Below are 21,263 nucleotides of genomic sequence, written 5' to 3'. Positions count from 1 at the left end.
GCGGCATCCATGGATCATAAAATGTCGCGCTCGCCGTGGGTTATTCATTACGACGGTTCGAGCTGCAACGGATGCGATATCGAGGTGCTGGCCTCGCTCACGCCGCTGTTCGATGCGGAGCGCTTTGGCGTGGTCAACACCGGCAACCCCAAGCATGCGGATATCTTTTTGGTGACGGGGTCGGTCAATGCCCAGAACCTGCCCGTCGTGCGCCAGATCTACAACCAGATGCTCGAGCCCAAGTGCGTGGTGGCGTGCGGCATCTGCGCGTGCTCGGGCGGCGTGTTTCGCGATGCCTACAACGTGATCGGCGGCGTGGACCGCGCGATTCCCGTGGACGTGTACGCGCCCGGGTGCGCCATTCGCCCCGAGACCGTGATCGATGTCATTGTGGAGGCGTGCGGCATCCTTGATCAGAAGGAGACCGTGATGCGTGCCGGCGGCGACCCGCTTACCGTAGGCGGCGCTGCTACCTGGGACGGTGGCGTTGAGCTGGGCGAGGACGGGTTTGTGGCTGCGGGGGCCGGGGCCGGTGTCGACGCGGGCACGGCTGACGGTGCGCCCGCCGCTGCAAAGGAGGCCGAGTAATGCAAAAGGCAATCTATACAACCGTCGGGATCGATGAGCTCCTGGCGCACGTGCAGGCGCTCAAGGGTGCCGGCGCGCGCTTTGTGCAGATGCATGCCGAGCGCTGTGTGGACGACGGATCGTATCGCCTGGTCTATACGTTTATCAACGTCCGCGCTGCGCAAGAGCAGATCGCACGGGACGGAAACTATGCGATTGAGAACCTGGTAGTCGAGGGTATCGACCAGTACCAGGAGATTCCGTCCATCAGCTCGTACTATCCGGCGGTATTTCCGTTTGAGAACGAGGCACATGACCTGTTTGGACTTGCCATCACCGACATGCAGGTCGACTTTAACGGCTTTTTCTACCAGGTCTCGACTGCCGAGCCCATGAGCGTCATCACGCCCGAGGTGAAGGCTGCGCGCGAGAAGGCCATGAAGGTCCGTGCCGCCGCCGAGGCCAAGGCGCGCAAGGCCGCGGCCGAGAAGGCCGCCGCTGCGGGGGAGGGCGCTGCGGGCGCTGCTGCCGCCCAGCCCGCTGCGGCTGCCGGCTCCGATGCCCAGCATGACGATGCCGCTGCCAAGGCCGCGCTCAAAGCCGCCGAGCTGGAAGCAAAGCTTGCCGCCATGGATCCCGAGAAAGCGGCCAAGGTCCGCGCGGCGCTTGCCGCCAAGGCCGCCCGCGACAAGCAGAAAAAGGAGGCGTAAGGTCCATGGCACATCGCTCCGTTATTCCGTTTGGCCCGCAGCACCCGGTGCTGCCCGAGCCGCTTCATCTGGACCTGGTGATCGAGGACGACCGCGTCATCGAGGCAATTCCGCAGATCGGCTTTGTGCACCGCGGACTCGAGAAGCTCACCGAAAAGCGCGACATGCATCAGTTTGGCTACATCGCCGAGCGCATCTGCGGCATTTGCGCCGTGGGTCACAGCTGCGGCTATGCCAGCGCCTGCGAGCGCATGCTCGACATCGAGGTGCCCGGCCGCGTGCAGTATATTCGCACCATTCTGCACGAGCTTTCGCGCATCCACTCGCACCTGCTGTGGCTGGGCCTGCTCGCCGATGCCTTTGGCTTCGAGGCGCTGTTCTATCGGTCGTGGACCCTGCGCGAGCAGATTCTCAAGATCTTCGAGAGCACGTGCGGTGGCCGCGTGATCCTTTCGATTAACGAGATCGGCGGCCTAAAGCACGACATTGAGGACTCCGAGCTGGCTGGCATTGTCCAGACGCTCGATGCCATGCGTCCCGACTACGAGGCCCTGGTGCATACGTTTTTGGACGACGTCAGCTGTGGCGAGCGCCTGCATGGCGTGGGCGTGATCAGCAAGAAGGACGCGCTGGATCTGTCGATGGTCGGCCCGTTTGGGCGCGCCTCGGGCGTGGACTACGACGTGCGCATGTTTAGCGACGGTGCCTATGCGGACCTGGCTGCGTTTGAGCCGGTTGTCGCCACCGATGGCGATTGCTATGCCCGCTGCCAGGTGCGCTGTGCCGAGGTCACGCAGGCCATGGACATCATTAAGGAGCTTGTGGGCAAGATTCCGCACGACGGGATCGGCGGGCGCACCAAGCTTACGCCGGCCGACGGCGCACGCGGCGAGGTTGTGATTGAGCAGCCGCGCGGCGAGGCGTATTACTATGTGCGCGGTAACGGCACCAAGAACCTGGACCGCTTCCGCGTGCGCACGCCGACGTCGCAGAACCTGGCGGGTCTGACACATGCGCTGCAGGGCGTGCTCCTTGCCAACGTGCCCATGATTATCCTGACCATCGACCCCTGCATTAGCTGCACGGAAAGGTAGGCGCGGCATGAGTTTGCTGACATTTGCCAAGACGGCCTTGGGCTCTATGGTCAAGCAGCCGGTAACGGTGTGCTATCCGCAGGAGAAGCTCGCGGCACCCGAGCGCTTGCGCGGGCATATCGTCAACGACATGGACGCGTGCATCTGCTGCGGCATGTGTGCGCGTCGCTGTCCGGCGGGCGCGCTCGCAGTCGATCGCAAGGGTGGAACGTGGTCGATCGACCCGTATGCCTGCGTGGTGTGCGGTGAGTGCATCGAGAGCTGCCCCAAGCACTGCCTGACTATGGACACCGCCCGCACCCCAGTCGCAGCGGACAAGACTCCCACAGTAGAAACCAAGCCGGAGTAGCGCAGGGGTAGAACTGGAATAGGGGCCGGCGGGGCAAAAAAGCCCCGCCGGCCCCGCGCGTGAGCGCGCGGTTGTGCCGCTGCGAACAAAACTATGCCGGATTACGGGACTGGATAGCGAACCTCCGACCATATAGAAAATCGCAAAAACAAAACCGCAGGTAGATAGCCTGCCGTTTTTCAAAAAATGAAGGTATGGATGAGGGCCCCGACTTTAGCTCCGTAATCCGGCATAGTTTTGAAATGGCACCATATCCGTGACAGCTCTTGATCTCCCATGGACGGAGGAAAGCGGATCATTTTTGCCTTGCGAAGGCTGCCGCGTGATCCGTCTGCCACGAAATGGGCCCATCTACTATGTTTAGGCGGCAGCCCTCGACCACGGCAAGCAATGCGAAATGAAAACCGCAGGTAGAACGCCTGCGGTTTTTCATGAAACGCGGCTATGGTCAGGGGTATCGGGTCAAACGTAGTAGATGGGCCGATTTCGTGGTGGGCGCCGTCAGCCGATCTCCGTGGGCGGAAGAAAACGGATCATTTTGGTCTCGCGAGGTTTGCGGAGGCACTCGTGCAGGGCCGTCGCGAATAAAACTATGTCGGTTTACTACGATGAATTCGGCATTCCCGACCATGACTGCATTTTTCTAAATATTGCAAGCGTTCTACCTGCGGTTTTGGAAGCGCGCAATTTGCCGTGGTCGAAGGTGGGCGATTCATCGTAGTAAACCGACATAGTTTTGAAATGGCATTAAATCGATAGCAGCCATTTTGCTATGCCGGGGTGGTCGGTTGTTGGGTAATTACCCTCGCAGGTAGGCGATGGCGATCTGCGTGCGGTTGCGTAGGCCCATTTTGGCAAGGATCGAGCTGATGTGGTTGCGCACCGTGCCTTCGCCCATGTAAGCGGCGGCGGCAATCTCCTTGTTATCGAGGCCGCGGGCGATGAGCTCGGCGACTTCGAACTCACGGTCGGTCAGGCTGGCAAAGGCGGCGGGTCGGCGAGGCGTGCTGGCATCGGCGCCTGTCCCGTCAAAATCGATGTCCTCGATCGCCTTGCCCTCGAGCACGCGTTTGCCGTCCATGACCTGCGCCAACGCCGGTGGAATAGCGGCGACATCGGTTTTGATCAGGTAGCCGCGGGCGCCCAGCTTGAGCGCCGACACAATGTACTCGTCATCCGAGAATGTTGTCAGAAACACCACGCGCGCCGCAGGGTCGCGCTCGAGGATCTCGCGCGCCGCCGATAGGCCGTCGCGTCCCGGCATCTGAATGTCGAGCAGTGCAATATCGGGTGCGTGTTCGGCATAGAGCGAAACCGCGTCGTTGCCGTTGGCGCCGGTGCCCACTACCTCGATCTGCGGCTGGGCGCCCAGGATAATCTTGAGCGAATCGACCACTAGGCGGTCGTCGTCGACAACAATGAGCCTCATCGGGCCTCATCTCCTTGCTGTTTGGGGACGGTGGCAAACACGCGCCAGCCGCCGACGCCGGCGCGCGGGCCGGCGGTGAAGGTGCCGCCAAGCGCCTCGACGCGCTCGCGCATGGAGCCGAGCCCCATGCCCTCGGCGGCGCCGCGACCGCCCGTCTGGGTCCCGCCCATGCCATCGTCGGTAACGATGAGCTGGTAAAACGATGGATGCTCCATGCATCGCACAGCAACGTTTTGCGCGCGGGCGTGGCGCATGGTGTTGGATAGCGCCTCGCGCAGGACCGCCGCAAAGCAGTTGGCGACGTTTGCGGGCGCATGTTCGGTCATAACTTCAAGCTCAATCTGCGGGCCGCCGTCCGAGCGTGCGCCTTCAACAATGCGTTCGAGCTGCACGGAAAGATCGACGGCGTTGTCGTTGAGCGCGTGGACGCTGGTGCGCACAAGCTGGAGCGCCTCGTCAACGGTGTGCTTGACGTCGGCGAAATCGGCGGCGACGCCGGGTTCATCGGCGTGGACTATGCACAGGGCCTCGGTCTGCAGCGAGGTACGCGTGAGCTGGTGCCCGACGTTATCGTGGATCTCGCGCGCGATGCGGGCGCGTTCGGCGAGCGTCGCGAGCTCGACTTCGTAGTCCTGGCGATCGGCAAGATCGCGGTTGCGCGCTTCGAGCGCGAGGGCTCGTTCCTGCAGCTCGTCGCGGGTGCGGCGCATGCGCTGCTGCTCGCGTTCCAACTGGGCGGTGCGCAGCGATAGCAAGGTAGCGGCAACCGAAAGGATGGCAGTCAGCAGGAGCGTTCGGGCGGTGAGCGCGTCGGTGCGAAGGTCCGCGACAAGCGCAAAGACAAAGGTGGCGCCAATGCCCAGCGCGGCCCAGGCGTGCTCACGGCGCACCCGCCGCGCGATGTCATAGAGGGCGAGAGGCGCAAACGGCACAAACGGCGGCACGAAGACAGCCGCGATGATGTAAGCGCAGCTCGCGGTCTCGCTCGCGCGCCGGGCGCTTTTCCCCTGCGCGAGCTCAGCCAGCGAGGTGGCAATAACGCCAAGGCAAAACGCCGCGACCAGGCGAGCGTCCACAGCAAGGCCCAGAGCGGCTGCGATACAGCACGCCAGCACAATCGATTTGTCGAAAAGCCTGTTCATACGGGTATTGTACGCGAAGCCGCGCGTGGTGGAGGGGCCGCCCGGGGCAACCGTGACATTCCTCCCGCGCGGCAAATCGGCGTCGATCGCTCGCGCGAGCGGGGGTTTCGCCTCCGCCCCCCTCACTCGTGACAAAGCTCACTGGTGCGCGCCGCCCGCTCCTGCGATGATGAAATCGTACCGGGCCACGACCAACAGAAGGGCCGCCTCATGACAGACATCGTCCATGTCGAAAACCTCGTCAAGCGCTACGATGACCTTATTGCGCTCGACCACTTTAACCTGAGCATCGCCCCCGGCGAGATCTTTGGCCTGCTGGGCCCCAACGGCTCGGGCAAAACCACGTCCATCAACTGTATCTTGCAGCTGCTTGCCTACGACAAAGGCACCATTGAGCTGTTCGGCGAGCCCATGACGCCCACCCGCTACGACCTTAAGCGTCGCGTCGGCGTGGTGCCACAGCAGGTGGCGGTGTTCGACGAGCTCACCGTGCTCGAAAACATCGACTATTTCTGCAGCCTCTACGTCAACGACCGCAAGCGCCGCCGCGCGCTGGTGGACGAGGCGATCGACTTTGTCGGCCTGGGCGACTTTACCAAGTTTCGTCCCGGAAAGCTCTCGGGCGGCTTGGCACGCCGCCTCAACATTGCCTGTGGCATCGCGCACAAGCCCGAGCTCATCTTCTTTGACGAGCCCACGGTGGCAGTCGATCCGCAGAGCCGCAACGCCATCCTGGAGGGCATCTGCCGCCTGCGCGACGAGGGCGCCACGGTGGTGTACACCAGCCATTACATGGAGGAAGTCGAGCAGATCTGCAGCCGCATCATGATCATGGACGGCGGGCGCGTGCTGGCGCAGGGCACCAACGACGAGCTCAAGCGCATGATTCAGATGGGCGAGAAGATCGTGATCGAGGTCGGCGAGGTGCCGAGCGCGGCGCTCGGTGCCGTCGCGAGCCTGCCGCATGTCCTGGACCTGTCGGCGACGGCGGGCCAGCTCACGTTTTCGTGCGAGGCGAGCCCGCATAACCTGACGGACATTCTCGATGTGCTGCGTTCGCATGACGTGGCGCTCGGCCGCATTTATTCCGAACCGCCGACCCTCAACGACGTGTTCCTCGAGATCACCGGCCGCGAGCTGCGCGACTAGGGGGCAGCCATGTTCAACACCATCATCACTACGGTCAAGACGCTGCTGCGCCGGCCGAGCACGTGGGTCTGGGGTGCTCTCTTTCCCGTCGCACTTTCCACGATGTTCATGTTTATGTTTGCTAACCTCAGCTCCGACGGCAAGATCGACCCGGTGCCGGTTGCCGTCGTGGCGGACGAGGCTTGGGACGCTTCGACCTTTAAGGGCGTGGCGACGTCGCTTGCCAAGGAAGACAACGATCAGCTGCTCGAGATCCACGAGTGCGAGGATGTGGACGCCGCGAACCGTGCGCTCAAGTCCGGCGAGGTCGCGGGCATCTATACGGTTGATGCCGCGGGCACGCCCAGGCTCACGCTGCTGTCGAGTTACGACAGCTCGCGCGCCTCGTCGGTGCTCACCGACCGCAGCATCCTTGAAACGGTGGCAAGCTCGTATACGCAAAATGTCGAGCTCATGCGCCAGATTGCCCAGGACAACCCGGCGGCGCTCGCCGATCCGGCGGCGGTTGCGCACGCCCTGTCGCTCGAGGGCGGAACCCGCCGCATGAGCCTGACTCGTGCCACGCCCGATGGCACGGTCATCTACTATTACGCGCTTTTTGGCCTGGTCGCGATGATGTCTGCCGAGTTTGCCGCCTTGAGCGTCGTCGATTTGCAGCCTAATCTGTCGGGCCTTGGCGCGCGCCGCTGCGTGGGCGGTCTTTCCAAGACGGCGTCGCTGGCCGGCATTTTTGTCGGCTCGTGGCTGGTTTCCTTTGCATCGATGGCGGTTGCGATCGGCTACGTGCGCCTGGTCGTGGGCGTCGACTTTGGCGGGCGCGAGGGGTTGTGCCTGCTGGGCGGGGCTGCATCCGCGCTTGCCGCCACGGGCCTGGGGCTTTTTGTGGGCACGCTTCCCGTTAAGGGCGGCAAGGCATCCAAGTCGGGCATCCTCACGGGCTTTGCCACCACGTGCGCCCTGTTCGCCGGCCTCTACGGCGAGCCGGCGATGGCGCTTGCCGACGACGTCGCCCGCGCTTGTCCGGTCGAGTGCTGGCTCAACCCCGTCAAGCTCATCTGCGACATGTTCAATCGCCTGTATTTCTTTGAGGACCTGGGGCCCTTCGCTGTTCGCGCCGGCGCGCTCGTCCTGATGGCCCTGGTGTTTGTCGCCGCCGCTACGCTGATCTTTGGAAGGAGCCGCTATGAGCACCTTTAAGACCGCGCTTCGCATGGCGCTGGCGCACCCGTTCTACCTGCTCATCTATACGGTGTTCATCTCGCTCATGGGCGTATTCATCGCGGCTTCGGTGAGCTGGAACTCGTCGCAGCTTACCGAGTACAAGCCCTACGACACCAACGTGATCGTGGTCGACCGCGACAATAGCGACCTTTCGCGGGCGCTTACCAAGCACCTGGGCTCACGCTTTGACCTGGTCACGGGCGTCGGCGACGACACATACGACCTTGCCGACGCGCTCTCCAAGAGCAACAGCGCCAAGGGCAGTGCCGATTGCGTGTTCTTTATCCCGGAGGGGTTTGAGGACGATCTTGTTGCAGCCGCCCGTGCGGGGGAGGCCCTGCCCAAGCTCGACGTGACCTATGGTTCCGGCACCATGGCGGCGGCGCTTTCGTCCGCCGAGGCCTCGCGCTGGATCTCGCTCGCGGGCGCTGCGGCGGCGCTTGAACCCGCTGCCTCCAACGGTGACGTCGCAAGGGCCGCCGAGCACGCGGCCGCAAAGCGCGCGGAGGTCCAGATCGAGCAGGTCAAGGTCGACTCGACTGCTGCTACCACGCTCGAGTCGTACTTCAACTTTGGCGCGTACGCGATCATCTCGTCGGTCATCGTGTCGGTGGGACTGGTGTTTTCGGGCATGAACGAGCCCGAGCGCGTGCGCCGCATGGATGCCAGCCCGGTCTCTGAGCGCCAGCGTTCGCTCGCTGTGTTCGCGGCCGCCGCCGTGCTCGCCGTCTGCATCTGGCTCGTGTCGAGCATGATGGGCGTCGTGGGCTTTGCCAGCGCGGTTGCCGAGGTCGGCGTGGGTCGCGTGTGCCTGGCGCTGGCGGCAACGTTTGCCCTGGCGTGCACGCCGCTGGCCGTTGGCTTTACGCTGTCGAGCCTGGGCGCGCGCGAGGAGCTGCTCAACGGTGTGGGCAACCTGCTCGGCATGCTCATGACGTTTTTGGGCGGCGCCTGGATGCCACTGTCGCTCATGGGCTCGGCCGTGCAGACGGTGGCGCACTTTGTGCCGACGTATTGGGTGAACGACGCGATCGGCAAGGCGCTCGCCGCGGACCTGACGTCCACCGTGCTGGGCGACATCGCCTGCGATCTGGGCGTCACGGTGCTCTTTGCCGCGGCCATCGCCGCCGTAGGCCTAGCCCTCGCGCACAACAAATCCCACGCCTAGCCACCTAGTCATTGGGGACAGTCTTTGCCGATTCGCCGGCAGGGCTGGCAGGGACTGTCCCAATGAGTAGGTTGGAAAATAGTTCGCGCACGTCGCTTAAAAATAGTTCGCCCGGGTTTACTATTAGCCTAGAAAAGTAGCAGAAGGCTAACAACGGGGGATAGCATGGCGACAAAGCGTGCCTACGTCCAGGTCAACGGACTCAAGAAACACTACGGCGACGGCGATGCGCGCCTGACGGTACTCGACGGCATCGACACGTCCATCAACCGCGGCGAGATCTGCGTCATGCTGGGGCCCTCGGGCTCGGGCAAGTCGACCTTTCTCAACCTGATCGGCGGCCTGGAGGATGCCGACGGCGGCTCCATCATGGTGGACGGCTGCGATCTCACGGCGCTCAAGCCCGCCGATCTGGGCGAGTACCGACGCCGCGAGCTGGGCTTTGTCTTCCAGTTCTACAACCTGGTGCCCGACCTTACCATCAAGGAAAACATCGAGGTCACGGCGCACCTGTCCAAAAACCCGCTCAATGTCGACGATCTGCTGCGTTCGCTGGGCCTCTACGAGCACCGCAACAAGTTTCCGCGCCAGGTCTCGGGCGGCCAGCAGCAGCGCTGCGCCATCGGCCGTGCGCTCGTCAAAAATCCGGGCCTGCTGCTGTGCGACGAGCCCACGGGCGCGCTCGACTACAAGACATCCAAGGAAATCCTGCAGCTCATGGATGACGTCAACCGCACCTACGGCTGCACCATCATCATCGTCACCCACAATGCGGCCATCGCGCGCATGGCCAATCGCGTGCTGCGCCTGCGCGACGGGCGCATCGTCGAGGATGAGCTCAACGAGTCACCCGTCGCGGCCGCCGAGCTCGATTGGTAGGCGGCGCCATGACACCTCTCGCAAAACGTCTCCCGCGCGAGCTGCGCCGCAATATCGGCAAGTACCTGGGCATCTTTTTGCTTATGTGCGGAAGCATCGCTCTCACGTCGGGCTTTTTGCTCGCGGCGCATTCCATCGGCTGCCTCATTGACGACATGCGCGATGCATACACGATCGAGGACGGCCGCGTGACTACCTCCTTCGAGGCCACCAAAGACCAGCTCAAGGCTGCCGAAGACGCGGCTGAGGACGTCGGCGGCGTTACGTTCTACAAGAACTTCTCTATCGACGCCATCATCAAAAAGGCGGCTGGCGACGACGGCACCAAGCGGACCCTGCGCACCTATGCGCACCGCGCTAAGGTGGACATTGCGTCCTACTGTGAGGGCAAGGAACCCAAGGCGGACGACGAGGTGGCCATCGACCGCGTCTTTGCCACCAATAACGACCTCGCCATCGGCGATAAGGTCGAGCTCGAGGGGCGCACCTATACCATCTGCGGGATCATGACGCAGCCCGATAGCCAGGCGTTGTTCCTCGACAATTCGGACTTTACGGTGAACACCATCACGTATGGCGTAGCCGAGGTCACCGACGCCGGTTTTGTTGCGCTCGAGGATGCCGGCGGCGCACCCGCCTATACGTACTCCTTTACCTTTAACGACCGCGACCTCCCCACCGCGGATCGCATCGATACGGAGCAGGATATGGTCGGGGCGCTGGCCGATGCCGATGCGCGCGTGGACGATCTGATCGATGCCGATTCCAATCAGGGCATTGGCTATGCGCGCGACGACGTCGACGGCGACTCCATGATGTGGATGACGTTGCTCGACATCATCATCGTGATCATGGCGTTTGTCTTTGTGGTGCTCACCGACGCCACCATCGAGGAGGAGAGCGCCATCATCGGCACGCTGCTCGCCAGCGGCTATCGCCGTCGCGAAATCGTGCTGCACTACCTAGCGCTTCCCGCCATCGTAGGCGTGGCCGCGGCGCTACTGGGCACCGCTCTCGGCGTTGCGTTCTTTACCGAGCCCATGCGCGGTCTCTACTACGGCTCGTACAGCCTGCCGCCCTTCCAGGTGTACTGGAGCTGGGAGATCTTTGTGAAGTGCGCCGTGGTTCCCGCCGCCGCGCTCATCCTCATCACGCTGGTGGGCCTGCTTCGCAAGATGGGCAAGACGCCGTTGCGGTTCCTTCGTCACGAGGCGAGCGGCAAATCGGGCACCAAGCGCGGCCTGCAGCTGCCGGAGCGCATGGGCTTTGTCTCGCGCTTCCGCCTGCGCGTCTTCCTGCGCAACCTGGGCAACTTCGCCACGCTCTTCGTGGGCATCGCGTTTGGGTCGCTGCTTTTGCTCTTTGGTCTGGCGATCCTGCCCACGATGACGCACTATGCGGACAACCTCGAGACGAGCCTGGTCGCCGAGCATCAGTACACACTCAAGGCTCCGCTAGAGCTTGAGGGTACTGCCGAGGAGCGCGAGCAGTGGTCGGCACTCGAGCGCTTGCAGTCGGTTGACGGCGCGCTGCTTTCTGCCGCCCAGGATGCCGATGACGAGCTTGACGGCGCGGCCGATGCGGCGCAGACGGCAGCCGATGCCGCGACCGCATCTCCGTCTGCCGAGAGCCTGACCGCAGCGCAGGATGCGCTTGCCAAGGTCCAGGACAAGAAGGATGAGCTCTACGCGCGCCTTGACGATCTTGCCGACGCCCTCGGCTGCAACCGCGATGAGGCCATCGATCTGATCGACAAGGCCTCTAAGATCGACACTGACAACGACGATATCCACCCGGTCAATACGACCGACAACGGCGCGGGCGCAATCGCGCAGGCCGAGAAATATGCCGTTTACCAGCTGCAATACGACCGCGGCGATGGTAATGGCGAGGAGACGATTTCCGTCTACGGCATTTCATCTCATTCGCGCTATTGGAAAGACCTCAACGTCGGCGACGGGCGCGTCGTCTTTGGCGGCGGTCTGCTCGATAAGTTTGGCTGGAGCGAGGGCCAGAAGGTCGAGCTTCGCGACAAGTACGAGGCTCGGGATTATTCTCTTAAGTACGCGGGCAAGGACTGTGCCTGGGGCTCCAAGTCGGACATGAATATCTATATGAGTATCGATGACTTTAACGAGCTGTTCGACAACGATGCCGCCTACTTTAACGGCTATGTGAGCGACGAGAAGCTCGACCTCGACGCGCGCTACTTTGCCGGCGACACCACGCCCGACGACATGCGCGCCGTGGGCGACCAGTTCATCGGCATGATGAGCAAAATGATCGGCATGATGGTCGGGCTCGCGGTGTTTATCTTCCTGCTGTTTATGTACCTGCTGACCAAGGCGGTGATCGACCACAGCGCCCGTTCGATTAGCTATATGAAAGTCTTTGGCTATCGAGATAGCGAGATCTCGCATCTGTACATCCGCTCGATCACGCCGTGCGTGGCGGCGTCGCTCGTGCTGAGCCTGCCGGTCATTATTGGCTCGCTCACGGCCATCTTCCGCTCGATGCTGCTCGCCTACAACGGCAATATCGAGATCTACGTGCCCGCTTGGTCCATGGCTGCATGCGTCGGCATTGGCTTTGCGACCTACCTGGTCGTGGCGCTGCTACACACGCGCTCTATCAAGCGCGTCGGTCTGGCCGAAGCCCTCAAGGTGCAGGAGTAGTCATTGGGGACGTTCTTAAACGACTAGTCGTTGGGGACAGTCTTTGCCGGATCGCCGGCTCGCTGGCCGGGCGGCAAGCACTCATTTAAGTCTGTCCCCAATGAGTGCCTAGCGACTCGGCGTTGCGCTTGACTTCAACCCCACTTCAACGGGTACCATCCTCTATGTCTGTAACGCCATATAGACCGAGGGGATATAACTATGACCGCAACTGCACCCGCAGCACCCGCTAAGGTGTACTTCACCAACCTGCGCACGCATGCTCGCGAGAGCCAGCTCGACAAGCTCAAGCGCCTCATTCGTCGCGCCGGTATCGAGCAGATCGACTTCGAGAATAAGTTCGTCGCCATCAAGATCCACTTTGGCGAGCTGGGCAACCTGAGCTTTTTGCGCCCCAACTACGCCCGCGCCGTCGCGGACGTGGTGAAGGAGCTGGGCGGCAAGCCCTTCCTCACCGACTGCAACACGCTCTATGTGGGCAGCCGCAAAAACGCGCTCGAGCACATCGACACCGCCTACCAGAACGGCTTTACCCCGTACGCCACAGGCTGCCAGATCATCATCGCCGACGGCCTCAAGGGTACCGACGAGGCGCTCGTCCCGGTCGAGGGCGGTGAGTATGTGCGCGAGGCAAAGATCGGTCAGGCGCTCATGGATGCCGATATCGTGATCAGCCTCACCCACTTTAAGGGCCATGAGCAGGCCGGTTTTGGCGGCGCCATGAAGAACCTGGGCATGGGAGGCGGCAGCCGTGCCGGCAAGATGGAGCAGCATGCCGCCGGCAAGCCGAACGTCGCGACTGAGCACTGCGTTGGCTGCCGTGCCTGCGAAAAGATCTGTGCGCACAACGCCATCTCGTTTGACGATACCCGCGAGCGCGAGCTTGCCAACGGCAACGCCCGCACGGTGCACGTGGCCGCCATCGACCACGATCGCTGTGTGGGCTGCGGACGCTGCATTGCGGCGTGCAACCAGGACTGCATCAAGCCCGACTATGATGCCGCGGCCGACGTACTCAACTACAAGATCGCTGAGTACACGAAGGCCATTGTTCAGGACCGTCCGAGCTTCCACATCTCGCTCGCCATGGACATCAGTCCCAACTGCGACTGCCACCCCGAAAACGACACGCCTATCGTTAACGATATCGGCATGTTCGCGAGCTTCGACTCGGTCGCTATCGATCAGGCCTGCGCCGATGCCGTCATGGCATCCGAGCCGCTGTCCAACACCGAACTCACCGATAGCGCGGCCAAGATGGAGCATAACCACGAGCATCTGGAGGGCGAGCAGGCCAAGGACCCCTTCTGCATCACGCATCCCGACACCGACTGGCGCGCGTGCATCGCGCATGCCGAAAAGATCGGCCTGGGCACGAGCAAGTATGAGCTCATCGAGGTCAAGTAGCACCTGTCTATTGGACATATCAAGCGCTTTTGTAGCGCAACGTTAGCAAAAGCCGCCCGTGAGCACAGCGCTTGCGGGCGGCTTTCCGGAAGTATGCGGCAAATTTCGAGACCGCCGAGCACACGACATTTTTTGGCAACAAAACCCCTGATAAATTGTTGGTAAAACTGCGGTCTGGTCGGCAGTTCCAGATTTTGCCGCATACTTCCGAAAATAGGGGGTTAGATAAATCCCCAGACGCCGCTTTTTCCCTAAAAATTCCTATCGAGGAAGTCGTCGACCGTATTCCAGTAGAGCTCGGGGTCAACTTGCGCGCTCTTGGCGTGGGTGGCGCCGTGGATAGTGAGCTTCTGTTTAACCTTGCTGGCGCACGCCTCGTAGTTTTGGTCGAGCATACTGTACGGCACAAAGGTGTCCTGGTCGCCGTGGATAAACAGCATGGGAACCGTCGCGTGTTTGAGTTGCTCCACACTGCTCGCCTTATGAAAGTCGTAGCCCGCGCGCACGTTGCACACCAAGTTTGCTACATCGAGCAAAGGAAAGCTGGGCAGGCCGAACACGTCCTTGAGCTGCAGAGAAAACTCGTCCCAAACACTCGTATAACCGCAGTCCTCGATAATGCATTTCACGTTTGCGGGCAGAGATTCCCCCGCGACGTTCATGGCGGTTGCTGCACCCATCGACTCGCCAAAGACCAGGATGCGCGCCTCGGGGTCAGCCTGAACGATTCGCTCGATCCATGCGACGATGTCGAGGCGCTCGGGCCAGCCCATGCCGATATAGTCGCCGCCGGAGCGCTCGTGGGCGCGGGCGGCGGGTGCGAGTACGTTCATGCCGCGGTCGTGGAATCGCTTGACGTATCGGGCCATACCGATGGGCTCGTTGGTATATCCATGCAGGCAGACGGCGTAGTCGTGCGTGCTCTCCGAGGCGGCAAAATACCAAGCGGCGAGCTCGGTTCCGTCATCTGCGGTGAGGCTGCTGCTCTTGCGGATCTCTTTAAACCATGCCCGCGCCTCGGTATCCTCGGCATCCGGCTGCTCACCTTCTTTGTCGTTCTTGCTATCCTGCATCATCTTCATGGTGTATGGCGCGCGGGGATTCAGCGCGAAGTCAAACAGAAAGTTGCCGGCAAATCCGAGCAGCGCAACGACAGCCACCAGTGCAACGATGCCGGCTATCTTGAGCTTTCGATGGGAACGTGCGTTTTGAGACATAAGAAGCTTTCCTATAAGATGTTAATACATCAACATTTAATGCAAGCGCATTATGGACGTTCGCCGTTGATGCGTCAACAGACAAAGAATGGGTAAACAAAGGGTCACGTATGGTGCAAATTTCGCACGTACCTAGACGCTTTGATATAGTGTTGAGAACTCTTTACGTTGGAGGATGTAACCGGCATGTCCGATTCGAGCGACAGTTCTAAGCCGCGACCCAAGACCGCGGCCGTTCCACACTACACGGTGGGCGAGGAGATCATGAACTCCGTCACCCATGGTGTCGGCTGCCTGCTGGGTATCGCGGGCCTGGTGCTCCTGATCGTATTCGCTGCCCTGCGCGGCGGAGGCCCGGCCCACATGGCCGCGGCGATTGTCTATGGTGTCAGCATTATCCTCGAATACCTAGCCTCCACGCTCTACCACGCGATTCAGCCCGCGGGCGCCAAGCGTGTGTTTCGCATCATCGACCACAGCTGCATCTACCTGCTCATAGCCGGCAGCTATACGCCGTTTTGCCTCATCACGCTCGCAAACGACGGCGGCGCTGCGCTGTTCTTCGCCGTATGGGCCATCGCCATTATCGGCATTGCCCTCGAGTGCTTTATGCGCGAGCGCCAGCCGCACTGGGTAAGCGGCCTGGTCTACCTGCTGATGGGCTGGCTCATCGTCTTTAAGCTGCCCGAGCTCGTGTCGCTGCTCAACCCCGTGGCGCTTGCCCTGCTCGCCGTCGGCGGCGTGTGCTATACCGTGGGCGTGCCGTTCTATATCGCCAAAAACGTGCGCTATCTGCACAGTGTTTTCCACTTGTGGGTGCTCGCCGGCAGCATCTTCCAGTTCATGGCGGTGATCCTCTTCGTAATCTAGCGACCGCGCCCACGGCCCCGCTCCCACGGGCGACCGGCGCAATTGCCCTATCCGTCACCTACGCTTACGACCTAACGTCCCGAATCTTGGAGGTTCGAGAAACTCCCGATGGACATAACCATCTCCCTTATTACCACGCTCGTTTTAACGCTTATCAACGGCTACTTCTCCATGTCCGAGATGGCTCTCACCACGGCTAAGCGCGCCGTGTTGGAACACGATGCCGAGGAGGGCGATAAGCGCGCCGAGCGCGCCGTCCAGCTTGCCGCCGATTCCGACCAGCTGCTCGCCACCATTCAGGTCGCCATCACGCTCGTGGGCTTCGCCTCGTCCGCCGTCGCCTCGACGAGCCTGTCCGACCCGCTCGCCACATGGCTCATGAGCTTTGGCATCGCGCCGCTTTCCGCCATCGCGCGCGGCCTGGCGCCGGTCATCATCACCGTCGCCGTCGCCTTTGTGTCCATCGTGATCGGCGAGCTCGTGCCCAAGCGCATCGGCCTTGCTAACGCCGAGGGCGTATCCAAGCAGGTCGTGGGACCGCTCTCCGTGTTCCAAAAGATCGCCCGCCCGCTCGTGTGGCTGACCGGTGCCTGCTCCGACGGCCTGGCCCGCATCTTGCGCATCAAGAGCGCCGATGACCGCCAGAACGTCTCGGAGGAAGAGATCAAGTACATGGTCTCGGAGCAGGATGACCTGCTCGACGAGGAAAAGCGCATGATTCACGAGATCTTCGACCTGGGCGACACCGTGGCTCGCGAGGTCATGGTGCCGCGCGTGGACACCACCATGTGCGAGGACGACGAGACGGTCGCCGACGTGCTGTCCACCATGCGCCAGACCGGCTTTAGCCGCATCCCCGTCTATCACGAGGATCCCGACAACGTCGCCGGCATCGCGCACATCAAGGACCTGATCCAGCCCTCGCTCGACGGCAAGGGCGACCAGCCTATCGCCGACTTTTTGCGCGACGCCACCTTTGTGCCCGACACCAAGGACATCCTGCCGCTGCTGTCCGAGATGCAGACCTCGCACGACCAGATCGTAGTGGTCGTGGACGAGTACGGCGGTACGGCCGGCATCATCACCATCGAGGACATCGTCGAGGAGATCGTGGGCGAGATCGAGGACGAGTTCGACCCCGACAACAAGTACCTCACGCGCCTTTCGCGCCGCGAGTGGCTCGTCGATGGGCGTTTTTCGTGCGATGACGCGATTGAGCTTGGTTGGCCGCTCGAGGAAAGCGATGATTATGAGACCATCGCCGGCTGGATTTTGGAGCTTTGCGACTCGGTGCCCGACATCGGAGAGGTGTTTGAGGTCGCGGGGTACAAGTTTAAAGTGCAGTCGATGCGTGGCCAGCGCATCTCGCTCATTCGCGTGATCGCTCCGGCCGAAACCGATAAGAAGGATTCCGAGTCTTCGGTAGACGAGCCGACGACGTCGGGTGCGGGTTCCGCGAATCCGCACGACGGCGACGAGTAGGACAAGGAAGAGTAGGGGAGAGTTATGGCAGGCCTGTTCAACATCCTTAAGGTCACCGTCAGCGAGGACAAGATCTGCGCGCATGTGCTGGTGAACCCCGGCATGCCGCTCATGACCTCGGAGGACATCGAGGCCACGGCGCGCGTGTACTACCTGGTGCCGGCGATTGCCAAGCACCTGTGCCTGGGCGATTCCGGCCGCGAGTTCCAGGACTGCATGGGTCAGACCGAGCTCTGCCACCTGCTGGAGCACGTGACGGTCGAGCTCATGAACGAGACCGGTCTTGCCGGTAGCATTTCGTGCGGCCGCACGCGCGTAAGCGAGCATGACGAGCGTGTCTTTGAGGTCGAGCTTTCGTGTCCCGACGACGCGCTGGCCATCGGTGCGCTGTCGTCGGCCACCTTTATGATGGACTGGGCGTACCTGCACGCCGACCAGCCTGCCCCCGACGTGGAGGGTACGGTCGCGGGCCTGCGCAACCTGGTGCTGGGCATGCGCGCCGAGGCCGAGGGCAAGGATCCTCACGAGGCCGTCGCTGCTGCGAACGGCGAAGATGCTGCCGAGGACGAGGGCGCTGACGAGGGCGATGTGCCGGTCGACGCCGAGCTCGTTGCCGATGCGACCGCCGAGCCCGTTCCCACCGAGCCCCAGGGCGTCCCCAACTTTGACGACGAGCCCCAGGTGGCGATTGATACCGAGGGCGCGGTTGCCGAGAACCACGAGGCCTCCGCTGCCGTCTTTGGCGGTGCGGCGACGGTTCCGGCGGGACCTGCGCATGAGGGCGGTCTGCCGCTCGTGGACGGCGCCGGCGAGGACCCGGGTGCCACGGTGGCCATGCCGGCTATGCCTCAGGAGTAGGCCTACGCGTTTATCACCATCACGTACCTGCGCCTTTGCCGTACGCAGATGAGCGGAGCGGCAAGTGATGCGCTGCGGGTATAATGGACAGCATTCAAACGGTGGGCACCGACGTGCCCGCAGGAGAGGAATGATCATGGGTAAGACTTTCAGCTTTGTCTCCGGCGCACTTTTTGGTGCCGCTGCCGGCGCTATTATCGGCGTTGCTCTGGCCCCGCGCTCGGGCGCCGAAACCCGCGCCATGGCTGCCGATATCGCCAACGACGCCTGGGACAATATGCGCGACACCTACGAGCACAGCGCCGAGGAGGCCCGTGCCGCGGTGAATGACTTTGGCCCGATGGTCGACGCCAAGACCGACGACCTGCGCGCCAAGGTCGACCTGGCCCGCGAGCGCATGGACCAGCTGCGCGAGCAGCTCAACGACGCCATTTCGGGCGGCAACGTGACGCCTGCCGCCGACGTCGTGGTCGAGAACGCCGTCGAGGCTGATACCGAGGCTGCGGAGCCCTCGACCGAGGCATAATGCGCGCCGGGGATTTTGTCGGCGCCAAGATCTATCGCAAGCCTACCGAGGACAAGCGCACCAAAAAGGACGGCACGCCGCGCAGCCCTAAAAAGCTCGGAAAGATTCACTTTCCGGTCTTTACCCCGGGCGGTACGCGCGTGGTCGGCTTTATGGTCCGCCAGTCCGATATCGCGGGCATGATCGAGCGTCCCGATCGATTCGTAGCGCTCGACGCCATTGGTGTCTACGAGGGCGCCATTGCGGTCGATGACGTCAAGGACACGTACGATGCCGCCGCCGCCAAGCGCCTCGACATCAACCTGGACGATTGCATCATCTGGGTCGGTATGGACGTGCGCACGGAATCGGGCGACGTCGTGGGCTATTGCTCGGACGTTGAGTTCAAGCCGCGCTCGGGCATCGTGCAGGCATTCTATGTGACCGCCGGTGCTGCTTCGAGTGTTTTGGTTGGTGACACGCAGGTGCCGCCGACGATGCTGCGCGGCTACGAGAACGGCGCGATGGTCGTCTCGGACGAGGTCAAGTCGCTCGGGTATTCGGGCGGTGCGGCTGCCAAGGCCGCCGAGGCCAGCGTCGTGGTGGGCGATAAGGTCAAAAAGGGCGCCAAGGTGCTCGACGACAAGGGGTCGGTTGCCGTGGACAAGGGCAGCCGCGCACTGGGCAAGCAGCTCGGCAAGACGCGCGGCATGTTCAAGGCCTTTAAGGACGAATACCAAAAGGCGAGCGGAGGCTCGTCAAAAGCTACAAAATAGCGACGTACCAAATGATGGGAGGCAAGCCGGAGACCTGTTGCTCCGGCTTGCTGTGTTTATGGGGGAGGGCACATGCGCCAAAATGGATCCAACTTAAACGGGCGTTCGGGTGCGCGTCCGACGGCGCGCCGCGACCTGGGGCAGCTGCCCAGCGGTCAGCGCCGTCGCCGCCGTAAGCCCGGCGCGATGTACCTCAACCATAGCCGCGGGTTTAGCGACCGCAGTGCGCGCATCGGCAACGGGCGCTCGCCGCGCCGACCGTCCCGTCTGCCCTATGCGCTCATCGCCGTGGGTTGTGCGCTTGTGCTGTTTATCGCTGCCGTCGTGGGCTACGTCAACCGCAGCGTGGACGTGGAACTCAACGGGCAAAAGACCGCGGTGCGCGTGGGCTCTACGCTGCAGAATCTTATCGACGACCAGGAGTTGACTGACACCTACGATGCAGGCGACCTGCTGGCCGTCGATGACAGCGTGCTCAAGCGCCATGGCGGCGAAAAGCTGTCGGTTAAGGTGGACGGCAAGCGCATAAAACAGGGCAAATGGGATAGCCGCGAACTTGAGGGTGGCGAGAAGGTGACGGTCAAGGATGGCCGTAACACCTACGAGAAGCATGAGGTTCAGGCTACGGTTATCGAGCCCAAGCTCAAGGTCGAGGGCACGGGCGCTATCGAGTATGTGCAGACGTGGGGTGTCCAGGGCCGCTCGGAGGTGTGGGTCGGCGAGCAATCGGGTAAGACGCAGGACCGCGGCGAGGTTGTGCCCGCTACCGATTGCGTCGTTGCGTGCGCCAGCGTGGCGCCCAAGGGTAACGAAAAGTACGTTGCGCTGACGTTTGACGAGGGCCCGAGTGGCGCGACCAAGCAGATCTTGCAGGTGCTCAAGGAGAAAGGCGTCACCGCGACGTTCTTCCTGTCGGGCGATGCGGTCGAGGCCTCGTCCGCCACGGCCAAGGCGATTGTCGATGCCGGGTGCGAGATCGGATCCAACAGCTACAGCGACGATTCGCTCAAGGGTCAGGACCGTGAGGCGGTACGCGAACAGATCACGAAAGGCACCGAGGCGATTAAGTCGGCGACCGGCGTGAAGACGATGCTGCTGCGTGCTCCCTACGCTGCCTTTGACGAGCAAAACTGGATTGATGCGATGGACCTGGTCTCCGCCGTGGTCTCGTGGAATATCGACTCGGGCGACTGGCTGCTCAACGGTGCCGACGAGCAGGTCTCGACGGTGCTCGATTCGGTGACGCCGGGCAATATCGTGCTGCTCACCGATAGAGACGAATGCGCCGAGCAGACGCTCGAGGCGCTGCCGCAGATTATCGACGGCCTCATTGCCGACGGCTACAAGATCGTGACGTTGAGCGATCTGGTCAAGACGGACACGTCGCTGAGCAAAAAGCTCACCTCGCTGACGAAGGTCACCATGCCCAAGGACGCCGTGTTCCCCCAACTTGCCGAGGACGACGACACCACAGAGTAGTCATTGGGTAGTCATTTAAGAACGTCCCTAATGACTATGTCACGGATGCGTCAGCGTTTGGTATGCCTGCAATGTGCAGCGCATAAATTCGATGCCGCAGGGCGATGCTGATGCTATAGTTACTGCGGTTAATGAGGGTCAAGAGAAAGGTTACAGGTGAAATCCAAACCTCGACCATACAGTCGATGACCCCATGCAGGTGCTTTCTGCGCATGCACGGGGTGTAAGCGTCGAGCGGCGTGCCGCCCGCGCATGCGTATACATATCCAGAAGCCCCCGGACGCCG

Annotated in this window: 19 protein-coding genes; 16 read left to right on the top strand and 3 right to left on the bottom strand. The window is 62.2% G+C overall.

Features of this window, described 5'->3' with window-relative positions:
* The first annotated feature begins 9 nt into the window (after nucleotides 1-9).
* The 4 genes from DW892_RS05590 to DW892_RS05575 are packed head-to-tail and all read left to right on the top strand — an operon-like array spanning nucleotide 10 to nucleotide 2,720.
* Nucleotides 10-588, top strand: a complete 579-nt coding sequence (locus DW892_RS05590) for an NADH-quinone oxidoreductase subunit B family protein (protein ID WP_117766282.1) — start codon at nucleotides 10-12, stop codon at nucleotides 586-588.
* Nucleotides 588-1,277, top strand: a complete 690-nt coding sequence (locus DW892_RS05585; RefSeq protein ID WP_117766280.1) for an NADH-quinone oxidoreductase subunit C — start codon at nucleotides 588-590, stop codon at nucleotides 1,275-1,277. The genes DW892_RS05590 and DW892_RS05585 overlap by 1 nt, the downstream gene beginning before the upstream one ends.
* A gap of 5 nt (nucleotides 1,278-1,282) precedes the next feature.
* Complete coding sequence (locus tag DW892_RS05580; RefSeq protein WP_117766278.1) at nucleotides 1,283-2,371, top strand: nickel-dependent hydrogenase large subunit; 1,089 nt, start codon at nucleotides 1,283-1,285, stop codon at nucleotides 2,369-2,371.
* A gap of 7 nt (nucleotides 2,372-2,378) precedes the next feature.
* Entirely contained in the window at nucleotides 2,379-2,720 is a 342-nt protein-coding gene (locus DW892_RS05575) for a 4Fe-4S dicluster domain-containing protein (RefSeq protein ID WP_117630030.1), read from the top strand.
* Nucleotides 2,721-3,519: 799 nt separating this feature from the next.
* Here the strand turns inward: DW892_RS05575 and DW892_RS05570 are convergent.
* The gene (locus DW892_RS05570) at nucleotides 3,520-4,149 is read right to left on the bottom strand and encodes a response regulator transcription factor (RefSeq protein WP_117766276.1); all 630 of its coding nucleotides are present in this window, start codon (nucleotides 4,147-4,149) and stop codon (nucleotides 3,520-3,522) included.
* A complete protein-coding gene (locus DW892_RS05565) occupies nucleotides 4,146-5,291 on the bottom strand; it encodes a sensor histidine kinase (protein ID WP_117778699.1) in 1,146 nt (381 codons plus the stop codon). Before DW892_RS05565 ends, DW892_RS05570 begins: the two co-directional genes overlap by 4 nt.
* A 210-nt stretch (nucleotides 5,292-5,501) precedes the next feature.
* Here DW892_RS05565 and DW892_RS05560 point away from each other — a divergent pair, with 210 nt between their 5' ends.
* The 6 genes from DW892_RS05560 to DW892_RS05535 all read left to right on the top strand — a co-directional run bounded on the left by DW892_RS05560 (nucleotide 5,502) and on the right by DW892_RS05535 (nucleotide 13,790).
* Entirely contained in the window at nucleotides 5,502-6,440 is a 939-nt protein-coding gene (locus DW892_RS05560) for an ABC transporter ATP-binding protein (protein WP_117766272.1), read from the top strand.
* A gap of 9 nt (nucleotides 6,441-6,449) precedes the next feature.
* Nucleotides 6,450-7,637, top strand: coding sequence for an ABC transporter permease (locus DW892_RS05555; RefSeq protein ID WP_117766270.1), 1,188 nt, complete (start codon nucleotides 6,450-6,452; stop codon nucleotides 7,635-7,637).
* Nucleotides 7,624-8,829 carry an ABC transporter permease gene (locus DW892_RS05550; protein ID WP_117766268.1) on the top strand — a complete coding sequence of 402 codons (1,206 nt, stop codon included), beginning with the start codon at nucleotides 7,624-7,626 and terminating at the stop codon, nucleotides 8,827-8,829. Before DW892_RS05555 ends, DW892_RS05550 begins: the two co-directional genes overlap by 14 nt.
* Before the next feature lie 165 nt (nucleotides 8,830-8,994).
* A complete protein-coding gene (locus tag DW892_RS05545) occupies nucleotides 8,995-9,708 on the top strand; it encodes an ABC transporter ATP-binding protein (RefSeq protein ID WP_117766266.1) in 714 nt (237 codons plus the stop codon).
* A gap of 8 nt (nucleotides 9,709-9,716) precedes the next feature.
* Entirely contained in the window at nucleotides 9,717-12,383 is a 2,667-nt protein-coding gene (locus DW892_RS05540) for an ABC transporter permease (protein WP_117766264.1), read from the top strand.
* 201 nt (nucleotides 12,384-12,584) lie between these two features.
* The gene (locus DW892_RS05535; RefSeq protein ID WP_117766262.1) at nucleotides 12,585-13,790 is read left to right on the top strand and encodes a DUF362 domain-containing protein; all 1,206 of its coding nucleotides are present in this window, start codon (nucleotides 12,585-12,587) and stop codon (nucleotides 13,788-13,790) included.
* Between the two features lie 251 nt (nucleotides 13,791-14,041).
* Here the strand turns inward: DW892_RS05535 and DW892_RS05530 are convergent, their stop codons facing one another.
* Entirely contained in the window at nucleotides 14,042-15,007 is a 966-nt protein-coding gene (locus tag DW892_RS05530; protein ID WP_117766260.1) for an alpha/beta hydrolase, read from the bottom strand.
* 186 nt (nucleotides 15,008-15,193) lie between these two features.
* On the opposite strand from DW892_RS05530, the gene DW892_RS05525 reads away from it, so the two are divergent.
* The 6 genes from DW892_RS05525 to DW892_RS05500 all read left to right on the top strand — a co-directional run bounded on the left by DW892_RS05525 (nucleotide 15,194) and on the right by DW892_RS05500 (nucleotide 20,977).
* Entirely contained in the window at nucleotides 15,194-15,877 is a 684-nt protein-coding gene (locus tag DW892_RS05525; RefSeq protein ID WP_187364986.1) for a hemolysin III family protein, read from the top strand.
* Nucleotides 15,878-15,985: 108 nt separating this feature from the next.
* Nucleotides 15,986-17,359 carry a hemolysin family protein gene (locus tag DW892_RS05520; RefSeq protein ID WP_117766258.1) on the top strand — a complete coding sequence of 458 codons (1,374 nt, stop codon included), beginning with the start codon at nucleotides 15,986-15,988 and terminating at the stop codon, nucleotides 17,357-17,359.
* A gap of 24 nt (nucleotides 17,360-17,383) precedes the next feature.
* Nucleotides 17,384-18,217 carry a hypothetical protein gene (locus DW892_RS10575; RefSeq protein WP_222847534.1) on the top strand — a complete coding sequence of 278 codons (834 nt, stop codon included), beginning with the start codon at nucleotides 17,384-17,386 and terminating at the stop codon, nucleotides 18,215-18,217.
* A gap of 136 nt (nucleotides 18,218-18,353) precedes the next feature.
* A complete protein-coding gene (locus DW892_RS05510; RefSeq protein WP_099432470.1) occupies nucleotides 18,354-18,743 on the top strand; it encodes a YtxH domain-containing protein in 390 nt (129 codons plus the stop codon).
* A complete protein-coding gene (locus DW892_RS05505; protein WP_055252569.1) occupies nucleotides 18,743-19,498 on the top strand; it encodes a hypothetical protein in 756 nt (251 codons plus the stop codon). Before DW892_RS05510 ends, DW892_RS05505 begins: the two co-directional genes overlap by 1 nt.
* A 72-nt stretch (nucleotides 19,499-19,570) precedes the next feature.
* Nucleotides 19,571-20,977 (top strand): polysaccharide deacetylase family protein, encoded by a 1,407-nt coding sequence (locus tag DW892_RS05500; RefSeq protein ID WP_233546843.1) that lies wholly within the window; start codon nucleotides 19,571-19,573, stop codon nucleotides 20,975-20,977.
* Nucleotides 20,978-21,263 lie beyond the last annotated feature (286 nt).

Source organism: Collinsella sp. AM40-7AC, from assembly GCF_003468125.1.
Taxonomy (GTDB): Bacteria; Actinomycetota; Coriobacteriia; order Coriobacteriales; family Coriobacteriaceae; genus Collinsella; species Collinsella aerofaciens_O.
The sequence above is the reverse complement of the archived record's forward strand: the minus strand, read 5'-3'. Positions and strand labels throughout refer to the sequence as shown.